We start from the raw sequence: 23,648 nt of genomic DNA on the forward strand, positions 1-23,648 counted from the left end.
GATGAAGTTCACCGATTTATTTATTAAACGCCCGATCTTGTCGATCGTGGTCAGTTTATTAATCCTGTTGATTGGTATCAGCGCCACCTACAACCTGCAAGTTCGTCAGTATCCGAAAATGGAAAGTGCCACTATCACGATCGATACGGCACTTCCAGGTGCGACGCAGGATATGATGCAGGGCTTTGTGACCACGCCGATCGCCCAAGCGATTTCCACGGCCAGTGGCATCGAGTACATCACCTCCACCTCAAAACAGGGCAAAAGTCATATCTCGGCTAAGCTGGTACTAAACGCCGATGCGGACCGCTCGATGACGGAGATTTTGTCGAAGGTACAAACGGTGAAATACCGTCTACCGGAAGGTGTCGCTGACCCAGTGATTTCAAAAATCACCGACGGTGCCTCGGCCATTCAATACATCGCCTTTAAAAGTGATGTATTAGAAACTGCACAGATCGTCGACTTTGCCGATCGTGTCGCCTTGCCCTTGATCACCTCTGTTTCGGGCGTAGCCTCGGCACAAATGGCGGGCGGTGCCTCTTACGCCATGCGTATTTGGGTCGACCCAACGAAATTGGCGGCGCGTGATATGACCGCTAGTGACATCGCCAATGCCCTGCGTGCCAACAACATTCAGGCGTCACCTGGTCAATTAAAAGGCCCTGATACGGCGATCAACATCACGGCTGGTACAGACCTTCAAGACATGGACGCGTTTCGCGATATGATCGTAAAAGACGGCGCCAATGGCGTGGTGCGACTAAGCGATGTGGCGACCATTGAACTGGGGGCACAAAACTATGACTCTGCCGCCATCGCTGATGGCAAAAGCGCCGTGTTTATCGCCATCTCGCCAACTCCGGATGGCAACCCGCTACAGATCGTTGATACCGTTAATAAGCTGTTACCAGATATTCAACGTTCCGCGCCGCCGGGCCTTGAAGTCATTAACCGCTTTGATGTCGCGCACTTCGTGAATGCGTCCATTGAAGAAGTAGAGCACACCCTAATCGAAGCGGTACTCATCGTAATAGTGGTGATTTTCCTATTTTTGGGGACCTTCCGTGCGGTGATCATTCCTGTAGTGACGATTCCGTTATCACTGTTAGGTACTGCAGCCTTGATGCTGGCATTTGGTTTCTCTTTAAACCTATTGACCCTGCTGGCCATGGTATTAGCCATCGGGTTGGTGGTGGACGATGCCATCGTGGTGGTGGAAAACATTCACCGTCATATTGAAGAAGGCTTAGAACCAATCAAAGCCGCCTTAGTCGGTGCTCGTGAGATCATAGGTCCTGTTATCTCCATGACCATCACCCTTGCAGCGGTATATGCGCCAATCGGTTTAATGGGAGGTTTAACCGGTGCCCTATTCCGTGAGTTTGCTTTTACTCTAGCGGGCTCAGTGATTGTTTCTGGTGTGATCGCTTTAACACTTTCGCCGATGATGAGTGGCAAACTATTAAGCTCCAAGCAGTCTGAGTCAAAAATGGCAAAAACGGTTGAGCACTACATGGAAGGCCTGACCAATGCCTACAGCCGTTTGCTGGATAAAACCTTGCGTGCTCGCGGTGCGGTATTGTTCGCCGGTGCCGCCATTTTGGCAGGTATTGTGATGCTGTTCTTAGGCTCTGAGAAAGAGCTCGCGCCACCAGAAGACATGGGCTATGTGTTTGCGCAAACCAAAGCACCACAATACGCCAACGTGGATTACACCCGTCGCTACAGTGCCGAGGTGGATCAGATCTTCGCAGAAATCCCAGAGTTTACCGGTAGCTTCTTTGCCATTGGTGGGGAAAACGCCAATATCGGTTTTGGCGGTATTATCTTAGAAGAATGGTCTCAACGTGAACGTACAGCGGATCAAATCCAAGGTGAATTGGCTGGTCGTACAGGTGCAGTAACAGGCGTGTACACTTCCTTATTCCAAGACAGCCCGCTACCAGCTGGTAGTGGCGGTTTACCGGTACAAATGGTGATTCGCTCTACGGATGATTTCACCAGTTTGTACGGTACGCTAATGGGCTTAGTGGGCGCCTCTTGGGGCAGTGGCTTGTTTGCCTTTGTCGACTTTGACTTGGCGTTTGATAGCGCCGAAGCACACATTTCGATTGATCGTGCCAAAGCCGGTGATATGGGGGTTTCCATGTCTGAGATTGCCAATACCTTGGCGATCTTAGTGGGTGAAAATTACATTAACCGCTTTAACTGGTTTGACCGTTCTTACGATGTGATCACACAAACTCCGCAAGATCAGCGTTTAACGCCAGATAATCTAGGCGAGTTCTATGTGCGCACCTCGGCAGGCAAACTGATCCCGCTATCTACGGTCGTAAACGTAGAAGTAAAGCCACAGCCAAACATGTTGCCACAGTTTAACCAAATGAACTCGGCGACCCTGTCTGCGGTCTTAATGCCGGGTGTGACCATGGGTCAAGCGGTCGACTTCTTGAAGTCGCAGCCGCTGCCTGATGGCACCACCGTAGATTGGTTATCCAACAGTCGTCAATTCGTACAAGAAGGCAATCAGCTAACCGTCTCGTTCGCCTTTGCCTTGATCGTGATTTTCCTAGTGCTCGCGGCGCAGTTTGAAAGCTTCCGTGATCCACTAGTGATCCTGATTACCGTACCTTTGGCAATTTGTGGTGCCTTAGCGCCAATCTACCTTGGTTACACCACGCTGAACATCTACACCCAGATCGGCTTGGTAACCTTGATTGGTTTGATCTCGAAACACGGTATCTTGATGGTGTCCTTTGCTAACGATATGCAAATTCATCAACAAATGTCGAAGCTCGAAGCAATCCGACACTCCGCTGCGGTGCGTATGAGACCGGTATTGATGACCACAGCGGCCATGGTGGCAGGTCTTGTACCGCTACTGTTTGCTGCCGGCGCGGGTGCATCCAGCCGCTTTGCGATTGGTATTGTAGTGGTGATGGGGATGCTGATCGGCACCTTGTTCACCCTATTTGTACTACCGACTTTCTACTGCTTGCTCGCCGGTGATCACCGACACCGCGGCAAAGTAGAGAACGAGGCCTAACCGGCCTCACCAAGGAAGGCGCCGTTAAGAGCGTCACCTCCAGTGCTTTGTCACATGGAACAAAAAAGCCCCTGCTGTCTCTCTCTTCAGCAGGGGCTTTTTAAATTTATTTAGAAAAAGCTTAACTACCGGACTAGACACTCTTTACACTTTCTTGATATTTTCCGCGCAAGGATTTTTATACATGTTCATGGATGAATAATGTGCTTGCGCAAAGCAGTAAGAATGATTCTCTGTGGACATAAGTTTATTTACAGGGAGTCAGGAAATTGATTACTCAAGAGCAACGTGATGAGTTATTAACGCTTATCGTCGGCACCTTCGGAGCCGCCCCCACCGCAGATATTATGCAGCAGCTTGAAAATGGATTAGATCAAGGTGCGACAATTGAGCAATACGCCCAATCCTTTATCAACTCAGAAGAATTTGCCAGCCTTTATGATTCCCCTGAAGCATTTGCTCGCCAGCTTTTAGGCAATTCCATTTCTGAAGAGGCCTTAGCTGAAGCAAGTAACTTTATCACTAGCTCTATCTCTAATGGCGTTAACCTTGGTGAACTACTACTAACATCAATCAACACCGTCAAGAACTTTAGCGAGGAAGACCCAGTTTGGTCGGGTGCAACGAAGCAATTAGCCAACAAAAAAGCAGTTGCGGAAATTTTTATTGAGCAAACAGCTAGCACAACGACTGATGATGCATTAGCTGAAAACCCCAGCGATGCTTCTCAAAATCAAGAGGCATTACCTGTAATGGATCTGAACGCTATGAGATCAGTGCTTCGTTCTGTCACAGAGGATGAAACAACCGTTGCGATTGTTCGTGAAGTCATTAAGTCAGGAAGCCAGCAACTCTTTAACCCTAATATAGAAGTGATGGACATTGTTGAAGAGTTAGAGCTGGAAGTACCAGAACTTGCTAGCATCGAAGATGCAGTTGAGTCTGAAGAAGAACCTGTGACAGTCACTCCCCCAGTCGTATCTACACCAATAACATCTGCTCCGAGTATACAGCCACAGCCTGAACCCGAGCCAACCGAACCAACGATCCATGATTTCATTGCTGATTTTGCTAACTTCTCAGCCAATCGTAAATTGGCAATAATCTCCGAAGCCGCCGCCGCAGATTTTCAAAACAATTTGGATGGAGAGCAAGCTCTTGATCCAAACTCTGAAGCGTATGATTTAGCAATTGGCCAGTATAGTTTGGACGATTTTGATGCCGAAGTGGCTTTATCCCGTGAAATATATAATAGCTTTTCCGATTCTGAGAGCCACCTTTCAAGTAGCCGAGAGCTTGAACATTCACTCTACGTCCCGTCCGCTTTCACTTCAAATCGAATGTATTATTCAGGCAGTTCAGACAGTGCACTAAATAGACTTGTTTCATTCTCTGAAGAGAATATTAGAAACTCAGAAAAACTATATTTAATTGACGAACATTATTTTCTTTACTGGAACGGTTGGAACGGAGGTAGCAACTATAATGGTCTACTACCACAGCTACATACAGAAGACTATATTCCTGTTTATATCTTTAATGAAGAATATACTACTGATGAGACAAGCTCTCAAAATATAGGCTATATCCACAAGCCTACAACATTATCAAACACCTACTTAGGTGAAATAACCCTTTATAATCAGGTTAAATATTCGCCTGGAAGAGAAGACATAGATATATCATACACTGACAGCTGGAAATTTAAGCTTTCAACATCTCTCGAAGGTACGCTATCAATAAATGAGATCGATTTTAAATTATCGAAAGGTGCTATTTACGATGGCATAACGAATATTGAGTCTAATATTACTTCATTTGATCATGAAAAAATACCTGGTGTTTCAGGCTTTACTTATAATTTAAATACGCTTGAGTATAACATCACAGGAGATATAATAACTAAAGGAAATGATAACTATATAGAAGACCTATCAAATTTAAAAATAGTTTTCACCCCTTCCCTTATTGAAGACAACATAATAAATAAAAAAAAGGTAGCTACGCCAGAAGATATAAAAAACATCTATATCGAAAAAATAAATAATTTAGAGAAAGATACTGAAATAAATGGGACAAACAATTTTCTAATTGAAACCCTTCTTTCTTCAATGATAAATGAAGCTATACCTATCAGATTAGAAGGAATAGGGTTTTATCGAGGAGATGACAGCATTGAATATATAGAAACTCAGATATCCCTAGAGAACTCTCGCTATTACTTTAGCTCTGATTATGACTATTTCATCGATCCAAAATTTAACTCTTTGATAAGCGAACTAAGCAATATAGATTACAGTGAAAGTTCATCACTACCTGAAAGTTTAAAAACCACTTTATCTCTAATTGACAATAGGAATTCATTAATAAACTCAAGCAAATACTATGGCTCTTTATTAAACGCAACTGAAGAAGGTGATGTCTACCTCTGGGCCAACTATCTAATAGATCGAAGAAACCAGCTAATCGAAAATTACGAAGAATCGAAGTTAGCCTATTTTTCTGAGCAAGAGCATATCGACAAATTATTAGCTTGGAACCAAGAGTTTATTGATGCCACATCGAACTTAAAATCCGACTACAAAGATATTATTTATCTAAATTTGGATACAGAGGTTAACTTAGAAGCGAACGATGAGTTTCTATTCAGAGTGCCTGCTGACTTATTGGTCTATAGCTCAGATCAAAGCCTATCAACAGTGAACAATTTCGGTATTAAAGACGATTTATATGTGGGCATCAATACTGCTTTCCACGTCTTATCTAGTGAGGATTATGAGCCCACAATCACTGAAAACATCAATTTATCAACAGAGGATGCTGTATTGAACTGGATCCAAAGCAATGCGGACTCCTTTAGTACTTCTGAAGTAGATGTATTTGCCTTTAATGATGATGGTGTCACCTCCATTTTTCTTGAAAAAGAACCGGATTCAGCCACCTCTAGTGAACTAGGCCCTGATAACTTTAATATTATTAAACTAACGGGCGTTAATGCTGAGTCATTGTTGATGTCAGATGGCTTTATTCAGCTAGAGTATGTGGATTAGGGCGATTTCCCGGAAGCATACTGAAAACTGATACTTAGCAATAAGTAACAAGTAGCCTCGTTATCGAAACCTTACTTTCGATAACGAGGCCTGCCTTACCAATAGCAATTAAGCATCTTTCATATCGATCACGTAGCGGTAACGAACCTCTTTGTTCATCACCCCGCTGTAGACTTTTTTGATTTGCTCAGGCTTAATCATCTCTACATCGGCAAGGATGTTACGCGCGGCGCAGTAATCCACCACTTCTTGTGTTTCGGCAATACCGCCGATCATAGAACCGGCGAAGCTCTTACGACCAAAACCAATAAACATGCCGTTTAAACCAGAAATATCATTCAATGCACCCACATTGACCATGGTGGCATCCAATTTCAGTAGGTTCATAAACTGCTGGAAGTTGTAGCTTTCTGGCACCGTCGTGATGGCAAGATCGAAGTAGTTCATCAGCTTCGCTTGAGCGTCGCTGTCACTCCAAAGGATCGCTTGTTTCGCGCCCATCTTCATAGCATCGTGAATTTTGCTTGGCGTGGTAGTGAACACTGTCACTTCTGCACCACGGGCAACAGCTAATTTCACCGCCATATGGCCAAGGCCACCCATACCAATGATCGCCACTTTTTGGTCTCGTTTAAGATTCCAGTGCTGCATTGGAGAGAATGTCGTGATACCCGCACAAAGAAGTGGCGCTGCACGAGACAGGTCCATACCAGGTGGAATACGAATCGCGAAGTGCTCTGTGACAACGATATCTTTTGAGTAGCCACCGTAGGTCACGCCACCCGACACTTTATCTGCTGAATCATAAGTGAAGGTGGCACCTTTCAAACAGTTTTGCTCACGGTCATCTTCACAGTTCACACATTCGCCACAAGAATCGACCATACAGCCAACACCAGCAAAGTCACCCACTTTGAACTTGGTAACTTTATCGCCCACCGCCACAACTTTACCGACCATTTCATGGCCAGGTACTACTGGGTAGTTTGGCTTACCCCAGTCACCTTTTACGGTGTGGATGTCTGAGTGACAGATACTGGCGTACATGATTTCGATGTGCACATCATTTGGCTCTAGAGCACGACGCGTCACTTCCAATGCCTTAAAGTTGAAGTCAGCGTCGGTTGCCGCCCAAGCTTTGGTTTTAAAGGCTTCTTTAGAAACCGCTTTTTCACCTTCTGCAGTCGTAGCAGACGCTGCCGCTGCTGAACCTGAGAAGCCAGCGGCCAGTGCTGTTGCGCCCGCCACACCGGCAGCACCCAATAACATACTGCGACGCTCTGGTGCTTCTAACTCACGAACGTGATTGTCATCCCCACACTTTTTACACATGCTCTATCTCCTTATGGATTCACTATTAATGAGAACTGCTACTCATTGTTTGTATGACTACAAATCTTTTCATGCCTTGAAAGGCTTGTTATGGCTGTGAACGCTCAATGATGACGTTCATTTCTGGTAAATTTTTCAGCATTTCAATATCGTTTGCGTCGATTTCACCCAGTTTCACCAGCCCTCTGGAATAACCAAAGTCCTTATAAAACAGCGCGATATTTCCCCAAGGGGCAAAGTAGGTAAAATCCCCTACGTCTGGGTCCATCGCCTTGGGCATACCCGAGGTTGAAAGGGCTTTTGGTAAATAAGAAATCTTTTCTGTCCGGTGATAATCACTAAGCTCTAACGACAATGGTAATTGCGCTAACAAGTCTTGTGTCGCAGCACTGTCTGCCAGCGTTGCATGTATCACCTGATCGCCTGCGACAATACGAATCTCAGTAGTTTGTGCGAAGACAGTCCCCGCGGCACAAAACAGTCCGACTAAGCTCAATCGAGCAGCGACCTTGAGCTTCTTCAGATTAAAAAGCGATTGAATCAGCGATGGCTTCATTAATTCGTCACCTAAAATTTGCGTTTATTAACGTAAAAAGGTGCCAGCCAAACCAAATTGACTGACACCCTTTGTACGTCGCTTGTAGACGATGCTACCTAGTAAAGTTAAGCCTAAGCTTAATAGCTTATTTGCCTAGGTATTGGGCATCCGTCACAGGTTCCATCCAATCTACAACAGAACCTTCTTCATTTTTTGCCTGAATGGCGTAGTGTGTCATGGCCGTTGTATCCGTCGCACCGTGCCAGTGTTTCACACCTGGTGGACACCAAACTACGTCGCCGGCATGAATCGTTTGACGCTCTTTACCTTCTTGTTGAGTCCAGCCCGTACCTTTGGTCACAACCAGTGTTTGACCTTCTGGATGGGTGTGCCAGTTAGAGCGTGCGCCTGGATGGAAAGTCACCTCACCCGCACTAAAATCACGGTGTTCATTCGGTGCGAACACAGGTGTGATGATCGAAGTACCCGTGAATACTTTTTCTGAACCAACGATGGTCTTTTGGGTTTCAGAACGGGTGATCTCAACATCGGCAGCCAACGCAGAGCCGGCCATTAGTGTTACTAGAGCCGTTGTAATAATCTTTTTCATGTCATGTCCTTAGCTATTCAAGTTAAAAAATGCTTTAAAAGTCGCCGATAAAATACGGGGTATTACTTACGACCATCGAAAACTTTTTGGAAAATAGGCATGGCTGTGAAGATATTTGGCCAGTTCACGTAGAACGCCATTTGCGTCAGTGCTTCAGACGCTTCCGCTTGGGTTAGACCATTGTCTAGGGCGCGGTTTAGATGGAAAGGCACCTGTTCAGCTTGGCCGTTAGCCACTAGAGAGCTGACCGTTACCAAGCTGCGATCACGTGGTGCTAGGTCTGGGCGCAACCACACTTCACGGAACAAAGGTTCACGGGTAAAGTCGGCCACCCCTTGAGAGGTCATGGCATAGTTGTCTTGTACTGACTTTTCACGCATCGCTTCGAATTTTTCATCCAATGGCAGAAGTTCAACATCTGCACCTGGTAGGTCTTTGGCGTCGATATCACGATCTTCGTATACATCGGCTAGCTCATCTGCCGCTGCCACGGCATTGTTCCAGCCGGCGTAGAATGCTAGATGCGTCACAATTTCAGACAGTTCAGCTGGTTTCACACCGTTATCCAAAGCACGTGCAAATTCTTGTGGCAGCATTTCTGTTTTGCCGGCCGCAACCAGAGTTGCTACCGCCACCACACTGCGATCACGTGGGGACAGACCATCACGTTTCCATAGGTCTTTTTCCAAAACATTTTCGTTGTAATGGGCTAATGCTGGCGCAGCACGTTTCAGGTTTTCCTGAATGGTATCCGCTTGGCCTGCAGACGCTGCTAGTGAAAACGCCAACCCGATTAATGTCTTCTTGTTCATAACGATCCTCCTAAGATTTAGTACAAGCTATCTGATCTGTTTACATTCTGAAACGAAAAGCATCCTGATAAGACTTATGAATCTTACTAATTAATCATTTGCAGATTTCTGCTGTCCAAAACGAGCTCTGCTCTAGCTCTTAATAATGAGATTTTTTTCAAAGTCTCGTGCGATGATTCAGATTGCACACTGGCTAGCGTCTCCTTGCTATGCTGCAGCAGTCTTCTTACATGAAGCGGTACAATTACTCTGTGATCACTTTGGACTGATTAGGATAGTAGCCAGCCTGGCTCTCAAAGCGTTAGCCTATTTATAGGCCTTTCTTGCCTAATCGTATTTAGAGCAAGGCTTTAGTTATTCAATAGGAGGGTAAAGCACTTTTTTTACACAAAACAAAAGCTATATAAGCAATTGTTTTAATTACATATAACCTAGAGAATAAGCAAATCACCTCGCTAAATTGGATAACTATTGCGCAAATTCATCATCCACAAGAAAACTTCACTATTGCCTAATAGAATTGAAATATAAAGACTACACAGAGTACTATTGCCATATTTGAACGCAGTTTTGAGAGGGTTATCTATGTCTCACACAAGCCAACCTATGCAGGACATGGCGTCTGGGCTGAGCTACCTTGCCGACAAGGCACTTCAGTTAGCAGGCGACGTTAACCAAATACAAACGCCAGTCAAAGGGCTGGTGGTCAACAAGTGGCCCCATGCCACAGACCCGACCAGCTATTCCATGAAACCCAGCATTTGCCTCATTGCCCAAGGGGTAAAACGGGTGATTTTGGGTGAAGAAACTTATGTTTACGACGCCAGTCAGTTTTTGATTTCATCGGTAGATTTACCGATCGTGGCGAATATTGTTGAGGCCAATGCGGACAAACCTTACATCGGCATAGTCTTAGAATTGGATCTAAAAGAGATTTCACAGCTCATCGTGGAAAGCGGTATGCGTTTTCATCAATCAAAGCAGTCACAACCTGGGATTGCTTTAGGAGAGTTGAACCTACCCATTTTAAATGCTTTCCAACGCTTACTGGATCTTTGCGACGATGAAGAAAGCATCGCGATTCTAGCCCCTAGCATTAAGCGCGAAATTTTTTATCGCTTATTGAAAACGCACCAAGGACAGCTGCTGTATCAAATCGCGACCGCAGGCAGTCACAGCAACCAGATTTCTAGAGCCATTGATTGGCTATACGCCAATTATTCCGAGCCTTTGAGCATTGGTGAGTTGGCGGATTACTCTGGCATGAGTAAGTCGGCGTTTCATAACCATTTCCGTGCGATTACTTCGATGACGCCACTACAGTTTCAGAAAAAACTCCGTCTCAACGAAGCACGTCGCCTAATGCTAACTGAGAATCTCGATGCGTCTGCCACCACCTATAAAGTAGGCTACGAAAGTCCATCCCAGTTCTCACGAGAATACGCCCGTTACTTTGGCTTGCCACCGCGAAAAGACATTGAGTCGCTACGCAATCAACAGCTAGCCTCTTAATCCCATATTCCAAAAACCAAAAGCCAAAAACCAAAAGCCAAAAACCAAAAAGGCGATCCGTAGATCGCCTTTTTAAGTTAATTAGGTTAGGCCTTTTGCATGACCACACCCTTGTTTCGGCTCATGGCAAGCATTGCCATCACTCCCGACAGCAATAATAGAACACCACTGATCGCGAACGCACTCTGATAACCCCAAAGGTCAAACAACACACCGCCAACGGTGGAACCCAAACCAATGGCCAGCTGTACGATCGCCACCATCAGGCCACCACCGACTTCGGCATCATCTGGCATGGTTTGCGCCACCCAGGTCCACCAGCCCACTGGCGCAGACGTTGCAATCAAGCCCCAGACAAACAGCACTGGCATCACCACCCGATCATTGGCGCCAAATTCAATCAGCAACAAAGCACACACGGCCAGAATCACAGGCATGGTCATTAGGGTATAAAACAGTGACTTACCTAGAAAGCGACTGATCAATGACGTACCAATAAAACCAGCAATCCCTATCATTAATAGCACCAAGGTCAAGGCGCTTTCCGACACTTGCGTTTCGCTTTCCAAGAACGGACGAATATAGGTGTATAGGGTAAACTGCCCCATAAACAATAAGGCGGTTGCCAAGAATCCCACCGCCACTTCCGAGCGTTTCAAAGGACGGAAAATATGATGCAGCTTACGTTTATCGCCTTCTGCCGCCATATTTGGCAAACTTAGGTATTGCCAAATAAAGGCCACTAACGCCACTGGCACTAGGAAGAAAAACGCACCGCGCCAACTCACCAAGGCCCCCAACAAACTGCCAAGCGGCGCAGCCACCACCATGGCTAAGGCATTACCACCATTAAAAATCGCTAATGCCTTAGGCACTTTATGGGCCGGCACCAAGCGCATGGCCGCAGCCGCTGACATAGACCAAAAGCCCCCTAGCGCGACACCGACTAGTGCTCGCCCCGCCATGTACATGACATAGTTGTTAGCAAATGCCACCAATAAGCCCGACACTAACATCACTGCGGTCAGCGCCAACAATACGATTTTACGATCTGTTTTACCTACGACCGAAGACACACTTAAAGCAACGATCAACGCAAAAATTCCGGAAATGGCAATACCTTGACCAATAGCCCCTTCCGTGACTGAAAGCTCAAGCGCCATTGGTGTGAGCAAACTCACTGGCATAAATTCTGCCGCCACCATCAAAAAGGCGCACAGAGTCATGGCAAAAACACCACTCCAGTTCGCCTCAGGCTGAGCGGTTTCGTGTGTTAATGAGCTATCCTTCTCATTCATGTATCAGTTCTCTCGTTTATAAGTTTTTTATGAAAATCACCCCAAGCAAACACTTAGGTGACTTGTCAGGGCGTTATTAAAACAAACATCGTTCCCTAAGCTTTATCAAATTACTCTTTGAGCCTTGCCTATTTATCGCTGTTTTATGGTCACTCAAAAAGTAGAAAAGCCCCTTAGACTACTGCCTAAGGGGCTTTACAGTTCGCCAAGATATGCGTCAAAACTTAACGAACTGTATAACCACCATCAACCGCTAGGGCATGACCCATTACGAAGGTAGACCCTGGGCCACATAGCCAAAGTACAGGATCTGCCACTTCTTCAGCCGTACCTAGACGACGAGCTGGCACCTGTTCCATAAGAATGTCCATAGCTGCTTTTTCCATGTTCTTCATGCCTGCTACCATCGGCGTATCGATGATGCCAGGGCAAACCGCATTAATACGAATGCCTTGCTCAGCGTATTCAAGCGCAGCGGTTTTGGTTAAACCTAACACGCCGTGTTTCGCCGCATGGTAAGCACCGCGACCAGGTACACCAACGAAACCACCCAACGACGAACAGTTTACGATGGCACCGCTGCCTTGCTTACGCATCTGAATCAGCTCGTACTTCATGCATAACCATAAACCTTTTAGGTTGATGTCGACCACTCGATCAAACTCACCCATTTCAAGATCAGCCGTTTCCGTTGCTATAGATTGCACGCCAGCGTTGTTAAAGGCAGCATCAAGACGGCCAAAGGCTTCCACAGTTTGCTCCACCATCGCTTTTACCGACGCTTCATCTGTGACATCACATTGAATCGCAAGCGCTTTGTAACCTTGACTATTAAGCTCATCCGCTACTTTTTGAGCGCCATCACCATTGATATCTGCCACCGTAACGGCCGCACCCGCTTTGGCAAACGCCGTCACAGTCGCTAAGCCCATGCCGGATGCAGCGCCCGTCACTAAAGCTACTTTATTGGTAAAATCGTGAGACATTGCTCTCTCCTATTCGTTAATCGTTTTTCAAGGCGTAAGGCTCCCTACGCGAAACGCGCACCGTTAAAATTTGGAAGCCGAAAAATTATTTTGTTTGCAGGTTAAGGCTGATAAGACTTCATGCGGCCATAGGTAAAGACAAAATCATTACCGGATTGAGACTGATGACAGCTCATGCAACGGGTTTCATCTTCACTGCTATTGATGGCCTTATTCGTATGAAAAGACGTGAATTTCCAATCTCCCGCACGCTCAGAGGCAGAAAATTGACTTACCAAAGCAGGATCTTTTTCCATGGTGATATAGCGAAACAGCTGATCATTGCGATAATCCTCCATCACGATGATGGTACCTTGCGGTAATGGTTGACCTTGCTTTGCAGCATCGATGGCCGCTTGCGAAGTAAACAACTCTTCTCGCACATTCCCTCGCGTGACAGTGGCGTAATGGGGCCAGTCCTGATATCCATCAGGCAACTCTGAAGCCACAGCCATACCGCTACCCGCCAGAACCGTTGTTGCCAACACGGCATTAATCCACTTCATTCACTCTCTCCTGTAAACGCTGCTATGGACGTTCAATCGCTTAATACCTGATACAAATCCGATGTTTTCAAGGTGATTTGCAATGCCAGTAGTTGTAACACAGGGTTTTCAAGCTGATAACCTGCGCAAAATTCCTTAATTAACCACTTCATGCAAATACTGCTCAAACGAGTTTATTCCCGTGCTTCACGGGATAAAGTTAACCAATTGAAAAATATAGTATTTATTAGAATTTCAGCACCTACCAGAAAAGAACCATTTTTATTAATGAATAACGCTCATCAGAGCTATGGCTTTTTATGACATTGCCTATTGCTCGCGCCCACATAAAATTAACAGCAGTCAAAAACTCATCGAATGACGCACACCAACTTTGCTTCAAAGGCATAAGAAAAGACATGTAACGCCATCTGTCGACTTGCTTTGCTTGGTCACTACGTTTAACAAAGGACGCTCTTTTCATGAATTCGCCGAAACAAACCTATTCCTTTATTGGCAGCAGCTTATCGCTGATCGTGCTCTTTGTGGCCTCAGCTGCCCCCATTCCGCTATACGGCTTGTATCGCGCTGTAGACGGCTTAACTTACCAAGATCTCTCCCTAAGCTCGGTGGTGTACTTTATTGGCGCTTTGATTTCATTGTTGTTTTTAGGACGCTTGTCCAATCACCTGGGCCGCCGTTTAACAACCATCCTAGCCTTGTTACTGGGGATCGTTGGTTGTGCCTCAATGATGTTTATCCACGATGCCGGCCCATTACTACTGGGACGTTTCTTCCAAGGTCTATCTTGTGGTCTAGCGTCCTCCGCCATCGCCTCTTGGATCGTTGACACTTCTCACGGGATTCCGCGTTGGCTTGCCCCAGCCGTGGTCGGCTGCGGCCCTATGACTGGTTTGACGATTGGTGGAGTCGGCTCAGGCCTATTGGTGGATTTCGCGCCTGACCCACGCATTTTGCCATTTGTGACCATTATGGTGCTGCTGGCACTGGTGATCTTTATGGTTTGCTTTGGTAAGGAGACCGTGAGCCGTGTTCCTGGCTTAGTACACTCCTTAAAACCCAAAGTTGCCCTACCCGAGTCCGCACGCAAGGCCTTCCCGATCGCTACGGTGACCTTTGTTTGTACTTGGGCATTGGGTGGTTTTTTCCAAGCCTTTGGCCCTGCCATGGCGCATGAGCAATTACATTCTGACAGCGCGGTAGCAGCCGCACTGGTGTTTGCCTCCGTGATGGCACCAAGCTTTATCGGTGCGTCTATTGCCGGACGCTTCCAACCGCGTCAAGTCCAAGTCTTTGGCATGTTGGCGTTTACCCTCAGCTTAGCGGGACTACTGTTTTCGCTACAGATTGGCACGCTAGCGGGCTTCTTAGTAGCCAGCGTGTTGGCGGGGACCGCACAGGGTGCCATTTTGACCGGCAGTATTCGCTCTATGGTCGCTGAGCTAACCACCGAAGAACGTGCTGGGACCTTCTCCGTGATTTACTTCACTTCCTATGTAGGCGCAGCGGTACCGACCTTATTAGCAGGACAATTCTCAAGCAGCTACTCACTACTTCAAGTCGCTTGTGCTTATGGTGTATTGGCAGCGGTTGGCTGTGTGATTGTCATTTTAGGTACGCGCCACCAAGCCCGTAAACAAGCCTATTCCAACGCTTAACGACTATAGTTAACACTTAGATCCTTTTCGGAGAAGATATGAAAATTCTGATTGATGTAGCAGGTACCACCATTGGCGCCACCCTAAAAGGCGATAGCGCTGCGGCCAAAGACTTCTACAATCTACTGCCTCTTGAACTGACTTTGACTGACTATGCTTCCATTGAAAAAGTCAGTGACCTACCTAAAAGCCTCTCAACCAAGGGCGAGCCATCTGGCACATCAGCCAAAGCCGGCGACCTAACTTACTACGCGCCATGGGGTAACTTGGCGTACTTTATCAAAGACTTTAAACACGCCGGTGGTCTGGTAAAACTCGGTGCATTAGATGAAGGCCAAGAATTGCTACGCAAATCCGGCCCGATTCCGGTTACGATTCGCCAAGCTTAAGCGTTATTTTTATTTAGGAGGATCGGCAGTATGTGGAATCCTGAAGAGTTACAAGACATCCTGAAAGCGGACGATTTGCACATTGCGCCCTACAAGCCTGATGGCTGTTCTACCGGCACGCCTACTTGGATCTGGTGTGTAGACGTGGCGGGCGAACTGTATGTACGGGCTTACAGTGGCAAACGCTCACGTTGGTATCAAGCGGCCATTGCACAAGAGATTGGGCGTATTTTTGCGGCAGGCAAAGCATTTGAAGTCCGCTATCAGGCCATCGCGGATGAAGTGACACTTGCGGCCGTTGATCATGCTTACAGCAACCGCTACAACAGTAGTTCTTATCTAGGCTCCATGATCAGTGAGCGAGCTCGTGTTACTACTATCAAGGTGACACCGCGGGCTTATTAAGAATGATAAAAAGGGGGGGGTACCTAATAGGTACCCCCTTTTTAAGCTTAATGTCCCGTCCTAAATAAGGGGGAATCTAACTAAGCGCGCCCTTTAGTCGATTCAGCCCCTCGATTACATTTGCTCTTGGGGTCGCCAAATTCATCCGAATAAAGCCCTCACCAGCATTGCCATAGACAGTCCCTTCGCTGACCCATAGCTTATGCTGATCGTACAAATCTTTGGCCACTTCAGCACAGGGTTTACCAAGGGCACTGACATCAATCCAAGCCAAGTAAGTGGCCTGTTGTGGCGTGATACGCAACTGTGGCAAATGCTCCGCGATAAAGGTTTGCGCGTACTCATAATTGCCTTTTAGATAATCGCGTAAGGCATCCAACCACGCCTCCCCGTCATTGTAAGCCGCAATCAAAGCTTCCACAGCAAACGGACCAATTTCGCACACCTCATTGATATTGATTTGCTTATCGATCAAGCGGCGTTTTTCTGGATCCGCGGCCAAAATATTGGCCACATGCAGACCGGCTAAGTTAAACGCTTTACTCGGTGAGGTACAGGTCACCGAGTGCGCTAAAAATCGCTCATCGACAGAAGCAAATGGAATATGCTGAACGCCTGGTTGCACCAAATCACAATGGATTTCATCCGACAACACAGTCACATCATTGGCCAAGCAGATCTCACCGACGCGTTGCAGCTCATCACGCGTCCAAGCACGGCCTACTGGGTTATGTGGGTTACACAGTAGCAACATAGTGTTCTTAGTATCCGCTGCCTTACGCTCTAAATCCTCAAAGTCGATACTGTATTCACCGTCTTGATAGCGAAGCGGGCTGTCGATCTGGCGGCACTGACTGTTGCGAATCGAAGAGAAAAAGCAGTTGTACGCTGGGGTTTGCACAATCACGCCATCACCCGGCTGACATAAGGCTTGAATCACCGCCGACAACGCAGGCACTACACCGGTAGTGAAAATGATGCCCTCACGGGGCATGCTAAAGCCGTAGCGACGACTAAACCAATTCATCACCGCTTCAAAGTAGCGCTCAGGCACCTTGGTGTAACCAAACATGCCATGGGCCGCTCGGGTTTGTAACGCATCAATGACTGCGGGCGCGGTTTGGAAGTCCATATCTGCCACCCACATTGGCAGCATTTGCGGATCCACGGCACTGTCCCACTTATAGGAATCACTGCCGCGGCGTGAAACCACTTCATCAAAATTAAACATCATTACTCCTAACATCCCTGTGGCTTAGGCCGGTTGCTGCGCTTCAGTGATGATTTCACAGGCACCTGGATTGACACAGAATTCGTCAATAATGATCTCACCTATGCTTTTCGCTTTGATGCGACCACCGGATGGATTTTTAACATTGATCAGATCGCTGACGATGTCGGCATTCACTGTGCTGTATTCAAAGCCCAGATCCGCATCACTTTCCACTACGCAGTTTTCCATCACCAAGTTCGTGCAGTAACAAAGTGGCTGGGTACCCTTGATGACACAGTTCACCAAACGAAGATTTTTTGAATGCCAGCCAAGGTACTCACCGTCCAATACCGAGTCATACACGGTCACGTTTTCGGTATTCCAAAAGGCGTCTTTTGAATCAAAGTGTGAGTTACGAATCACCACGTTTTTGGCGTCTTGAAACGAGTAGTTCCCCTGCAGTGTTAAGTTATCGATCTCGATATCACGGCCATTCATAAAGATGTAGTCGCCTTTTTTCACGCGACTGTTGAACATACGAATATCAGCACAATTCCAAATAAATTCTTGGGCATCGTTGAACTCGGTATCTTCAATCAGCAGACCGTTCACGGAGCGGAACATCTTTGGCGCATCAATTTTACAGCGACGCATCACCACATTGTCACTGTACCAAATGGCCGCACGACCATAGGTTGGAAAGTAGGTTTCTTCGATCAAGACATCTTTGCTATGCCAGATCGGGTACTTACCCATAAATTCGCAGTGTTTAATGGTTAGGTTCTGGGCATGTTTTAACGCCGATTCACCAGGATAAAATTTCACATTATTAAGGTGATAATCTTTCGCGCCATAGAGCGGGCGTTCGCCTTCAAAGAAGGTATCTTGGACAGTGGTCATGGGGGATTTTCCTAAGTCGTTTTAAGTTACCGTCTAAGTTATCAGAAAGAATTATCCAGATAATGTCATGAATTCTTGATTCAGTTATTAAGCTAATTCATCAATAAACTGACACTTGCCACCCTCAAATAAGAGTCTTTTTTGTTCCTTGAAGCGTCATTGAATTCATTAATCAACATTGCTAAAACTAAAGTATTCATGTCAGGGATTCATTTATGTCTAGAGAAAACTACAACGAGCTGATTGCCTTTATCGAAGTGGCCAAAGCCAAAAGCTTTACCCGCGCTGCTGCACAGCTTGGCCTGACACAATCGGCCTTAAGCCATACCGTAAAAGGCTTAGAGAAGCGCCTAGGCATCCGTTTATTAACGCGTACAACGCGTAGCGTATCTCTGACCGATGCGGGCGAGCGCTTGCTGACCAAGATAGCGCCGCGCTTTGAAGAGATCGATGCGGAAATCACCTTTTTGAGTGAGCTACGCGATAAGCCTGCCGGCACCATTCGTATCTCTTCCAGCGACCATGCGATTGATACCCTGCTCTGGCCAAAGCTTGAGCCGATGATTCGCCAATACCCTGATGTCAAAATTGAACTCTGTGTGGACTACGGATTTACCGATATTGTCGAGCGCCGTTTCGATGCCGGTGTACGTTTTGGTGAGGCGATTGCCAACGATATGATCGCCATTCGCGTTGGCCCCGATTTGAGCATGGCGGCCGTCGCCTCGCCTGAGTATTTTGCCGAGCATGGCAAGCCGAAAGAGCCCCATGATTTATTGGAGCATGCCTGCATTAACCTACGTCTGCCGACCTATGGTGGTTTGTATGCGTGGGAATTTGAGAAAGGCGAACGCTCACTGAATGTGAACGTGGATGGCCAGCTGATTTTTAACAGTGTGCAGCAAATCCGTCGCGCGGCACTGGCGGGGTTTGGCATTGGTTATTTGCCAGAAGATATCTTTGCGGAGGATATTAAAGCGGGCAAGCTAGTACGCATCCTAGAAGATTGGTGCCCACCTTTTACCGGCTACCATTTGTATTTCCCAAACCGCATGCGCTCTTCCCCAGCCTTCGATATCGTGATTGATGCCCTAAGGCACCGAGATTAAATAAAAAGGCCTGCTGTACCTAGGTACTGCAGGCCTACAAAACTTAATCCTCTTTAATAATATGCAAATCCCGTTGTGGGAATGGAATGGTCAAACCGGCCGCTTCGATGCGTGGTTTCACTTGTTTTTGAATTGCCCAATGAGTATCCCAGAATTTATCTGGTGCCGTCCAGGCTCGTAGCTGAAGGTTAACCGAACTGTCCGCTAACATGTGTACGATGACCACCGGCGCAGGATCTTTCATGATCACATCGTATTCCGCTGCCAGATCCAACAATACCTTCATGCCCACATCAATCGAGTCTTTGTAAGAGATACCAACGGTCACTTCCAAACGACGCTTGCTGTTACGGCTAAAGTTTTTGATGGTCGCATTCCACACCACACTGTTGGGGCTGGAAATGTACAAACCATCCGCGGTTTCAAACACTGAGGTAAACAAACCGATGTCCATTACAGTGCCCATGTTGCCAGCGAATTCAACATACTCGCCTTTTTTAATCGGTTTTAGAAACAGAATCATAATGCCCGCAGCAATGTTACTGAGGGTGTCTTTTAGAGCCAGACCGATGGCCAAGCCCGCCGCACCCACTAGGGCGACCAAGCTAGCGGTGTTCACCCCGAACAAATCAAGAATGATCACCAAACCAATCAGGTAAACCGCATAAGAGGCTACTTTGGACAATAACTTGGAGATAATCTCATCGTTGTGACTAAGCTTGGATACACCCGCGAATACAGCTTTACGAACCAATTTTGAAATAAATGACGCGGCCATAATAATCAAACAAGCCAGTACGATGTTTTTTACAATGGAAAAAATTTGAGCTTCATACGTTGAATAAAACGTCATCAGCGTGTCCATAACCTTCTCCTGTCAGACACGTTAATAGAGTGCAAAAATGCCGTTGTAGTGTAATCAAACTCAGGTCATCTCACTACTTCTCAATGATCTTATTTGGCCATGATGCGATGGCTCATGCCGTCAGGGTTTGAATCGTATTTTCCACCCAGACTTCCAGCTCCACGGGATTCAAAGGTTTTGAGAACAAATACCCCTGCGCCACATGGTAGCCTTGCTGACGCAGTATCTGTAACTGTGCTTGTTCTTCGACCCCTTCGGCGACCACGTCTAGCTCTAAACTTTGTCCGATCTGCATCACCGCGCGACTCAGAGCGCGGCTTTTACTGTCAAACTCCAGCTCAGTCACAAAGCTGCGATCCAGCTTAAGCTCCTTAATCGGAATCTTGCGCAAATAGCTCAAACTCGAATAGCCAGTCCCAAAATCATCGATGGAGAAACGCACACCTCGGGCATGAATGTCATGCAATACCTTCATGGTGGTGGGGTTGGTATCCATCAACACGTTTTCGGTTAACTCTAGAGTAATATCAATGGGCAGTAGATCGTATCGACTCAGGGTGTCCATGATCTGATCGCATAAACCAAGGTTATGGAAATTATTAGGTGACAGATTTACCGACACTGTTGGAATCGGCACGCCTTTACGCCGCCAAATCGCCATTTGTTCGCAGGCGCTGGACAAGGACCACTGGCTCAACTCACCAATCAAACCACACTCTTCTGCAAGAGGGATAAACTGCGCTGGCGATACGGCACCAAACTTAGGGTGGTTCCAACGGGATAACGCTTCAACACCATACAAAGAGCCGTCTTTGATACGAATTTGAGGTTGATACACCAATTCCAAACGTTTTTCGCGAATGGCTTTTTGCAACTCGGCTTCGAGTTCCTGTTTTTCTTGTGCCAGTTGGTTCAACTCATGGCTAAAGAAGGCAAAGCGGCCCTTACCGGCCGATTTAGCCTGATACATAGCCATATCAGCACGATGAATGAGGGTTCCCACATCGTGACCATCGTCCGGGAACACACTCACACCAATACTGGCACTTGGATGGATGACTTCATCGTTGTATATGAATGGCTTGGTAATGGCGCTTTTAATATCTTCGATAAAACTGTTTAGCGCCCTACCTGCCATATTAGGGGCCACCACCACAAATTCATCACCAGCCAAACGCCCATACACTTCACCGTTTTGACAGGCATTCTGAAGGTTTTGCGCCACATGCTTTAACAGGCGATCCCCAGCTGGGTGCCCCATGGAATCATTCACCTGTTTGAATCGATCGAGATCGATAAAGAGTACGGCTAAAGACTTGTTCGCAACCGTCATCTCATGCAATGCCCGCTCAGCCTTAGCATGCAATAGACTGCGATTTGGCAACTTGGTCAGACTATCGTAATAAGCCAGCTGACGAATATTTTGCTGTTGCTCTTCCCGTTCGATGGCCAATGCACATACCGGTGACAAGATATCAAATAAGACACCATCTAACTCTTCCGAAGACTCCTCTTCCTTACGGGAGAAAGCGATGACACCGATTACATTCTGGTGAGCGTCTTTAATCGGTGTGGACCAACAGCTACGAAAATTATCCGATAGCAGCATATGTTTGTGATTGGCCCATAAGGGATCGGTTTTGATATCAGAGACCCGCACCGCTTCGCCACGAAACGCAGCGGTTCCTGAAGAGGCGACGCCCTCGCCTACGGCGACATCGTTCAGCGTTTTCTTATAAGAATACGGCAATTTCGGCGCCGCAAGCAGCTGTAAGCGTCTATTGGCATCGACCTTGAAAATGGCTGGATAGAGACCGTTATCTATGGCACTGGCCTCGTTACAAGCCGCTTCCATAATGACTTCCAACGGATCATCGTTAGCAATTGAAGCCAATATCTTGGAATGAATCACCTGATGCAACTTTGAAGCGGTGATCTCCGACAAAATAGTCACCATGTGGGAGAATTCACCTTGCTCATCAAACACTGGGTTTGAAGTCACCGAACACCAAATTTTTCGCCCAGACTTACTTCTGAGCAGTTCTTCAATTTTGATAGCCTGACCTGAGCGAATAATGGCGCGACTAGCCTGTAAACGCTCTTCATCAAAATATGGCGCAATCACTGAAGTGGGCGAGCGACCGATAAATTCATGCTCATCGTAACCAAGAATCGCTTTAAAGGCTCGATTGACATACACCACTTGCCAGTCAGCGTCGGTAATAAAAATTGCGTTGTCGGTTTTATCGGTCACTAACGACAGCATTTCCAAGTACTTTCTATCTTGTACTTGCTTAGTGACATCTTTAACAAAGGCTGTGTAGAGAATTTGATCGTCGACGCTGACTTTGGAAATAGAGAAGTTACACCAGCGCTGTGAGCCATCCTTGCGAAAGATTTCAATATCACGGCTAGAACCAACGATTTTGTTGACTCCCGTTTCGCGATTGGCGTTAACAAAGCGGTCATGATTGGGTTTGATATGGTCTGGTACTAGAATCTTGACGTTCTGTCCTAGCACCTCTTCTTTAGAATATCCCCAGAGCTGTTCCGCAGCGGAATTAAATAAAATAACGTTATTTTGTGCGTTAATCACTACGACGCCATCAATTGCCTGCTGAAGCGTCTGCACAAAAATATCTGATAAGCTCTCTTGACCCTGCATAAATTCCTTTTAAAACCTTACGCATCCTGTGTATTTAAAAATATTAGCACTTATAGTGGGCTAAGCTCTATGCCAATGTTTTTACCAATTATTCAAAAATTCGTGATAATTCCACACAAGAGGTCAAAATAATTAGGCCATTCTGATGTATTCGGCCTATGATGTGTAGAGATAAGGATATTGCGTCGCTAATCAAATCAGCTAACAATCGAGCTCTTTTTAGCCAAATTTGCTATCCCGCTTTTTTGTTACCAATGAGATCTCAAACTAATTAAATGAACGAATTATCGAACCTTATTAAGTCCCTTGCTTACAGCTTGACGATTGTTCCTACCTCTTCAAAATGCATCGCGAATCTGGCGAAACATCATGAGTTGCGCCCAGAGTTGGAGAAGTTATTGAAAGGTCTAAAGCGTCATAAATCCTCAGGTTATGACTTGGAATCCAAGAATGTCCCCATTGAAAATACGATCCTAGTTTTGCTTGATCGCATCCAAGTTCAGCAGCTTAAAATCACCGATCTTCAAAAGCACTGTAGTTTGCTAACTAGCCTTGAACGATCTGCATTACTAGAGCTGATCGAGAGTACATTATCCGCTATGGAAGCACGCTCGAGTGAAGCGCAAAAGATTCTTGCCGCCATGGCTCAGAAAGGCCTTAGCATCGAAGATCTAAAATAATCTTTTGAGCCGTCACTTTGAGTATAGTGAGG

General features: G+C 46.4%; 19 protein-coding genes. 8 read left to right on the forward strand and 11 right to left on the reverse strand.

The annotated features are described in order from the left end of the window. The first annotated feature begins 1 nt into the window (after nucleotide 1). Nucleotides 2-3,049, forward strand: coding sequence for an efflux RND transporter permease subunit (locus ACOSVP_RS08400; protein ID WP_487347049.1), 3,048 nt, complete (start codon nucleotides 2-4; stop codon nucleotides 3,047-3,049). Nucleotides 3,050-3,318: 269 nt separating this feature from the next. Continuing rightward, complete coding sequence (locus ACOSVP_RS08405) at nucleotides 3,319-6,099, forward strand: hypothetical protein (protein WP_487347050.1); 2,781 nt, start codon at nucleotides 3,319-3,321, stop codon at nucleotides 6,097-6,099. Nucleotides 6,100-6,207: 108 nt separating this feature from the next. Here the strand turns inward: ACOSVP_RS08405 and ACOSVP_RS08410 are convergent, their stop codons facing one another. The 4 genes from ACOSVP_RS08410 to ACOSVP_RS08425 form a co-directional block, all read right to left on the reverse strand. Then, on the reverse strand, nucleotides 6,208-7,431 hold the full coding sequence (locus ACOSVP_RS08410; RefSeq protein ID WP_487347051.1) for an NAD(P)-dependent alcohol dehydrogenase: 1,224 nt from the start codon (nucleotides 7,429-7,431) through the stop codon (nucleotides 6,208-6,210). A gap of 88 nt (nucleotides 7,432-7,519) precedes the next feature. Further along, complete coding sequence (locus tag ACOSVP_RS08415; protein ID WP_487347052.1) at nucleotides 7,520-7,987, reverse strand: cyclophilin-like fold protein; 468 nt, start codon at nucleotides 7,985-7,987, stop codon at nucleotides 7,520-7,522. Between the two features lie 127 nt (nucleotides 7,988-8,114). Then, nucleotides 8,115-8,579: a (R)-mandelonitrile lyase gene (locus ACOSVP_RS08420; protein ID WP_487347053.1), complete on the reverse strand. Its 465-nt coding sequence runs from the start codon at nucleotides 8,577-8,579 to the stop codon at nucleotides 8,115-8,117. Between the two features lie 62 nt (nucleotides 8,580-8,641). Continuing rightward, nucleotides 8,642-9,391: a carboxymuconolactone decarboxylase family protein gene (locus tag ACOSVP_RS08425; RefSeq protein ID WP_487347054.1), complete on the reverse strand. Its 750-nt coding sequence runs from the start codon at nucleotides 9,389-9,391 to the stop codon at nucleotides 8,642-8,644. 585 nt (nucleotides 9,392-9,976) lie between these two features. Here ACOSVP_RS08425 and ACOSVP_RS08430 point away from each other — a divergent pair. Continuing rightward, nucleotides 9,977-10,903 (forward strand): AraC family transcriptional regulator, encoded by a 927-nt coding sequence (locus tag ACOSVP_RS08430; protein ID WP_487347055.1) that lies wholly within the window; start codon nucleotides 9,977-9,979, stop codon nucleotides 10,901-10,903. Nucleotides 10,904-10,989: 86 nt separating this feature from the next. Here the strand turns inward: ACOSVP_RS08430 and ACOSVP_RS08435 are convergent, their stop codons facing one another. The 3 genes from ACOSVP_RS08435 to ACOSVP_RS08445 form a co-directional block, all read right to left on the reverse strand. Next, a complete protein-coding gene (locus ACOSVP_RS08435) occupies nucleotides 10,990-12,201 on the reverse strand; it encodes an MFS transporter (RefSeq protein ID WP_487347056.1) in 1,212 nt (403 codons plus the stop codon). Nucleotides 12,202-12,425: 224 nt separating this feature from the next. Continuing rightward, nucleotides 12,426-13,187 carry an SDR family NAD(P)-dependent oxidoreductase gene (locus tag ACOSVP_RS08440; protein ID WP_487347057.1) on the reverse strand — a complete coding sequence of 254 codons (762 nt, stop codon included), beginning with the start codon at nucleotides 13,185-13,187 and terminating at the stop codon, nucleotides 12,426-12,428. Nucleotides 13,188-13,288: 101 nt separating this feature from the next. Then, nucleotides 13,289-13,732 carry a cytochrome P460 family protein gene (locus ACOSVP_RS08445; protein WP_487347058.1) on the reverse strand — a complete coding sequence of 148 codons (444 nt, stop codon included), beginning with the start codon at nucleotides 13,730-13,732 and terminating at the stop codon, nucleotides 13,289-13,291. 461 nt (nucleotides 13,733-14,193) lie between these two features. On the opposite strand from ACOSVP_RS08445, the gene ACOSVP_RS08450 reads away from it, so the two are divergent. From ACOSVP_RS08450 to ACOSVP_RS08460, 3 genes are read left to right on the forward strand one after another with little or no spacing between them, the layout of a single operon-like run. Then, the gene (locus ACOSVP_RS08450) at nucleotides 14,194-15,390 is read left to right on the forward strand and encodes an MFS transporter (protein WP_487347059.1); all 1,197 of its coding nucleotides are present in this window, start codon (nucleotides 14,194-14,196) and stop codon (nucleotides 15,388-15,390) included. Nucleotides 15,391-15,428: 38 nt separating this feature from the next. Then, nucleotides 15,429-15,779, forward strand: coding sequence for a cyclophilin-like fold protein (locus tag ACOSVP_RS08455; protein ID WP_487347060.1), 351 nt, complete (start codon nucleotides 15,429-15,431; stop codon nucleotides 15,777-15,779). A gap of 30 nt (nucleotides 15,780-15,809) precedes the next feature. Continuing rightward, complete coding sequence (locus tag ACOSVP_RS08460; protein ID WP_487347061.1) at nucleotides 15,810-16,184, forward strand: DUF2255 family protein; 375 nt, start codon at nucleotides 15,810-15,812, stop codon at nucleotides 16,182-16,184. Between the two features lie 76 nt (nucleotides 16,185-16,260). Here the strand turns inward: ACOSVP_RS08460 and ACOSVP_RS08465 are convergent, their stop codons facing one another. After that, on the reverse strand, nucleotides 16,261-17,418 hold the full coding sequence (locus ACOSVP_RS08465; protein WP_487347062.1) for a MalY/PatB family protein: 1,158 nt from the start codon (nucleotides 17,416-17,418) through the stop codon (nucleotides 16,261-16,263). Between the two features lie 21 nt (nucleotides 17,419-17,439). After that, on the reverse strand, nucleotides 17,440-18,297 hold the full coding sequence (locus tag ACOSVP_RS08470; RefSeq protein ID WP_487347063.1) for a DUF3737 family protein: 858 nt from the start codon (nucleotides 18,295-18,297) through the stop codon (nucleotides 17,440-17,442). Nucleotides 18,298-18,512: 215 nt separating this feature from the next. Between ACOSVP_RS08470 and ACOSVP_RS08475 the strand changes: the two genes are divergently transcribed. Continuing rightward, complete coding sequence (locus ACOSVP_RS08475; RefSeq protein ID WP_487347064.1) at nucleotides 18,513-19,406, forward strand: LysR family transcriptional regulator; 894 nt, start codon at nucleotides 18,513-18,515, stop codon at nucleotides 19,404-19,406. Between the two features lie 43 nt (nucleotides 19,407-19,449). Here the strand turns inward: ACOSVP_RS08475 and ACOSVP_RS08480 are convergent, their stop codons facing one another. Both ACOSVP_RS08480 and ACOSVP_RS08485 read right to left on the reverse strand, forming a co-directional pair. Beyond that, nucleotides 19,450-20,271, reverse strand: coding sequence for a mechanosensitive ion channel family protein (locus tag ACOSVP_RS08480; protein ID WP_487347065.1), 822 nt, complete (start codon nucleotides 20,269-20,271; stop codon nucleotides 19,450-19,452). Between the two features lie 112 nt (nucleotides 20,272-20,383). Continuing rightward, complete coding sequence (locus ACOSVP_RS08485; protein ID WP_487347066.1) at nucleotides 20,384-22,936, reverse strand: EAL domain-containing protein; 2,553 nt, start codon at nucleotides 22,934-22,936, stop codon at nucleotides 20,384-20,386. Nucleotides 22,937-23,211: 275 nt separating this feature from the next. Between ACOSVP_RS08485 and ACOSVP_RS08490 the strand changes: the two genes are divergently transcribed. After that, a complete protein-coding gene (locus ACOSVP_RS08490) occupies nucleotides 23,212-23,616 on the forward strand; it encodes a hypothetical protein (RefSeq protein WP_487347067.1) in 405 nt (134 codons plus the stop codon). Nucleotides 23,617-23,648: the final 32 nt, after the last annotated feature.

This window comes from Marinomonas sp. HM11-D (assembly GCF_057626615.1).

Bases quoted from the DNA above. Each gene is read 5' to 3' on its own strand.
- ACOSVP_RS08400 (WP_487347049.1), top strand. From the start codon at position 2: ATGAAGTTCACCGATTTATTTATTAAACGCCCGATCTTGTCGATCGTG.
- ACOSVP_RS08410 (WP_487347051.1), bottom strand. From the start codon at position 7,431: ATGTGTAAAAAGTGTGGGGATGACAATCACGTTCGTGAGTTAGAAGCA.
- ACOSVP_RS08415 (WP_487347052.1), bottom strand. From the start codon at position 7,987: ATGAAGCCATCGCTGATTCAATCGCTTTTTAATCTGAAGAAGCTCAAG.
- ACOSVP_RS08420 (WP_487347053.1), bottom strand. From the start codon at position 8,579: ATGAAAAAGATTATTACAACGGCTCTAGTAACACTAATGGCCGGCTCT.
- ACOSVP_RS08425 (WP_487347054.1), bottom strand. From the start codon at position 9,391: ATGAACAAGAAGACATTAATCGGGTTGGCGTTTTCACTAGCAGCGTCT.
- ACOSVP_RS08430 (WP_487347055.1), top strand. From the start codon at position 9,977: ATGTCTCACACAAGCCAACCTATGCAGGACATGGCGTCTGGGCTGAGC.
- ACOSVP_RS08435 (WP_487347056.1), bottom strand. From the start codon at position 12,201: ATGAATGAGAAGGATAGCTCATTAACACACGAAACCGCTCAGCCTGAG.
- ACOSVP_RS08440 (WP_487347057.1), bottom strand. From the start codon at position 13,187: ATGTCTCACGATTTTACCAATAAAGTAGCTTTAGTGACGGGCGCTGCA.
- ACOSVP_RS08445 (WP_487347058.1), bottom strand. From the start codon at position 13,732: ATGAAGTGGATTAATGCCGTGTTGGCAACAACGGTTCTGGCGGGTAGC.
- ACOSVP_RS08450 (WP_487347059.1), top strand. From the start codon at position 14,194: ATGAATTCGCCGAAACAAACCTATTCCTTTATTGGCAGCAGCTTATCG.
- ACOSVP_RS08455 (WP_487347060.1), top strand. From the start codon at position 15,429: ATGAAAATTCTGATTGATGTAGCAGGTACCACCATTGGCGCCACCCTA.
- ACOSVP_RS08460 (WP_487347061.1), top strand. From the start codon at position 15,810: ATGTGGAATCCTGAAGAGTTACAAGACATCCTGAAAGCGGACGATTTG.
- ACOSVP_RS08465 (WP_487347062.1), bottom strand. From the start codon at position 17,418: ATGATGTTTAATTTTGATGAAGTGGTTTCACGCCGCGGCAGTGATTCC.
- ACOSVP_RS08470 (WP_487347063.1), bottom strand. From the start codon at position 18,297: ATGACCACTGTCCAAGATACCTTCTTTGAAGGCGAACGCCCGCTCTAT.
- ACOSVP_RS08475 (WP_487347064.1), top strand. From the start codon at position 18,513: ATGTCTAGAGAAAACTACAACGAGCTGATTGCCTTTATCGAAGTGGCC.
- ACOSVP_RS08480 (WP_487347065.1), bottom strand. From the start codon at position 20,271: ATGGACACGCTGATGACGTTTTATTCAACGTATGAAGCTCAAATTTTT.
- ACOSVP_RS08485 (WP_487347066.1), bottom strand. From the start codon at position 22,936: ATGCAGGGTCAAGAGAGCTTATCAGATATTTTTGTGCAGACGCTTCAG.
- ACOSVP_RS08490 (WP_487347067.1), top strand. From the start codon at position 23,212: ATGAACGAATTATCGAACCTTATTAAGTCCCTTGCTTACAGCTTGACG.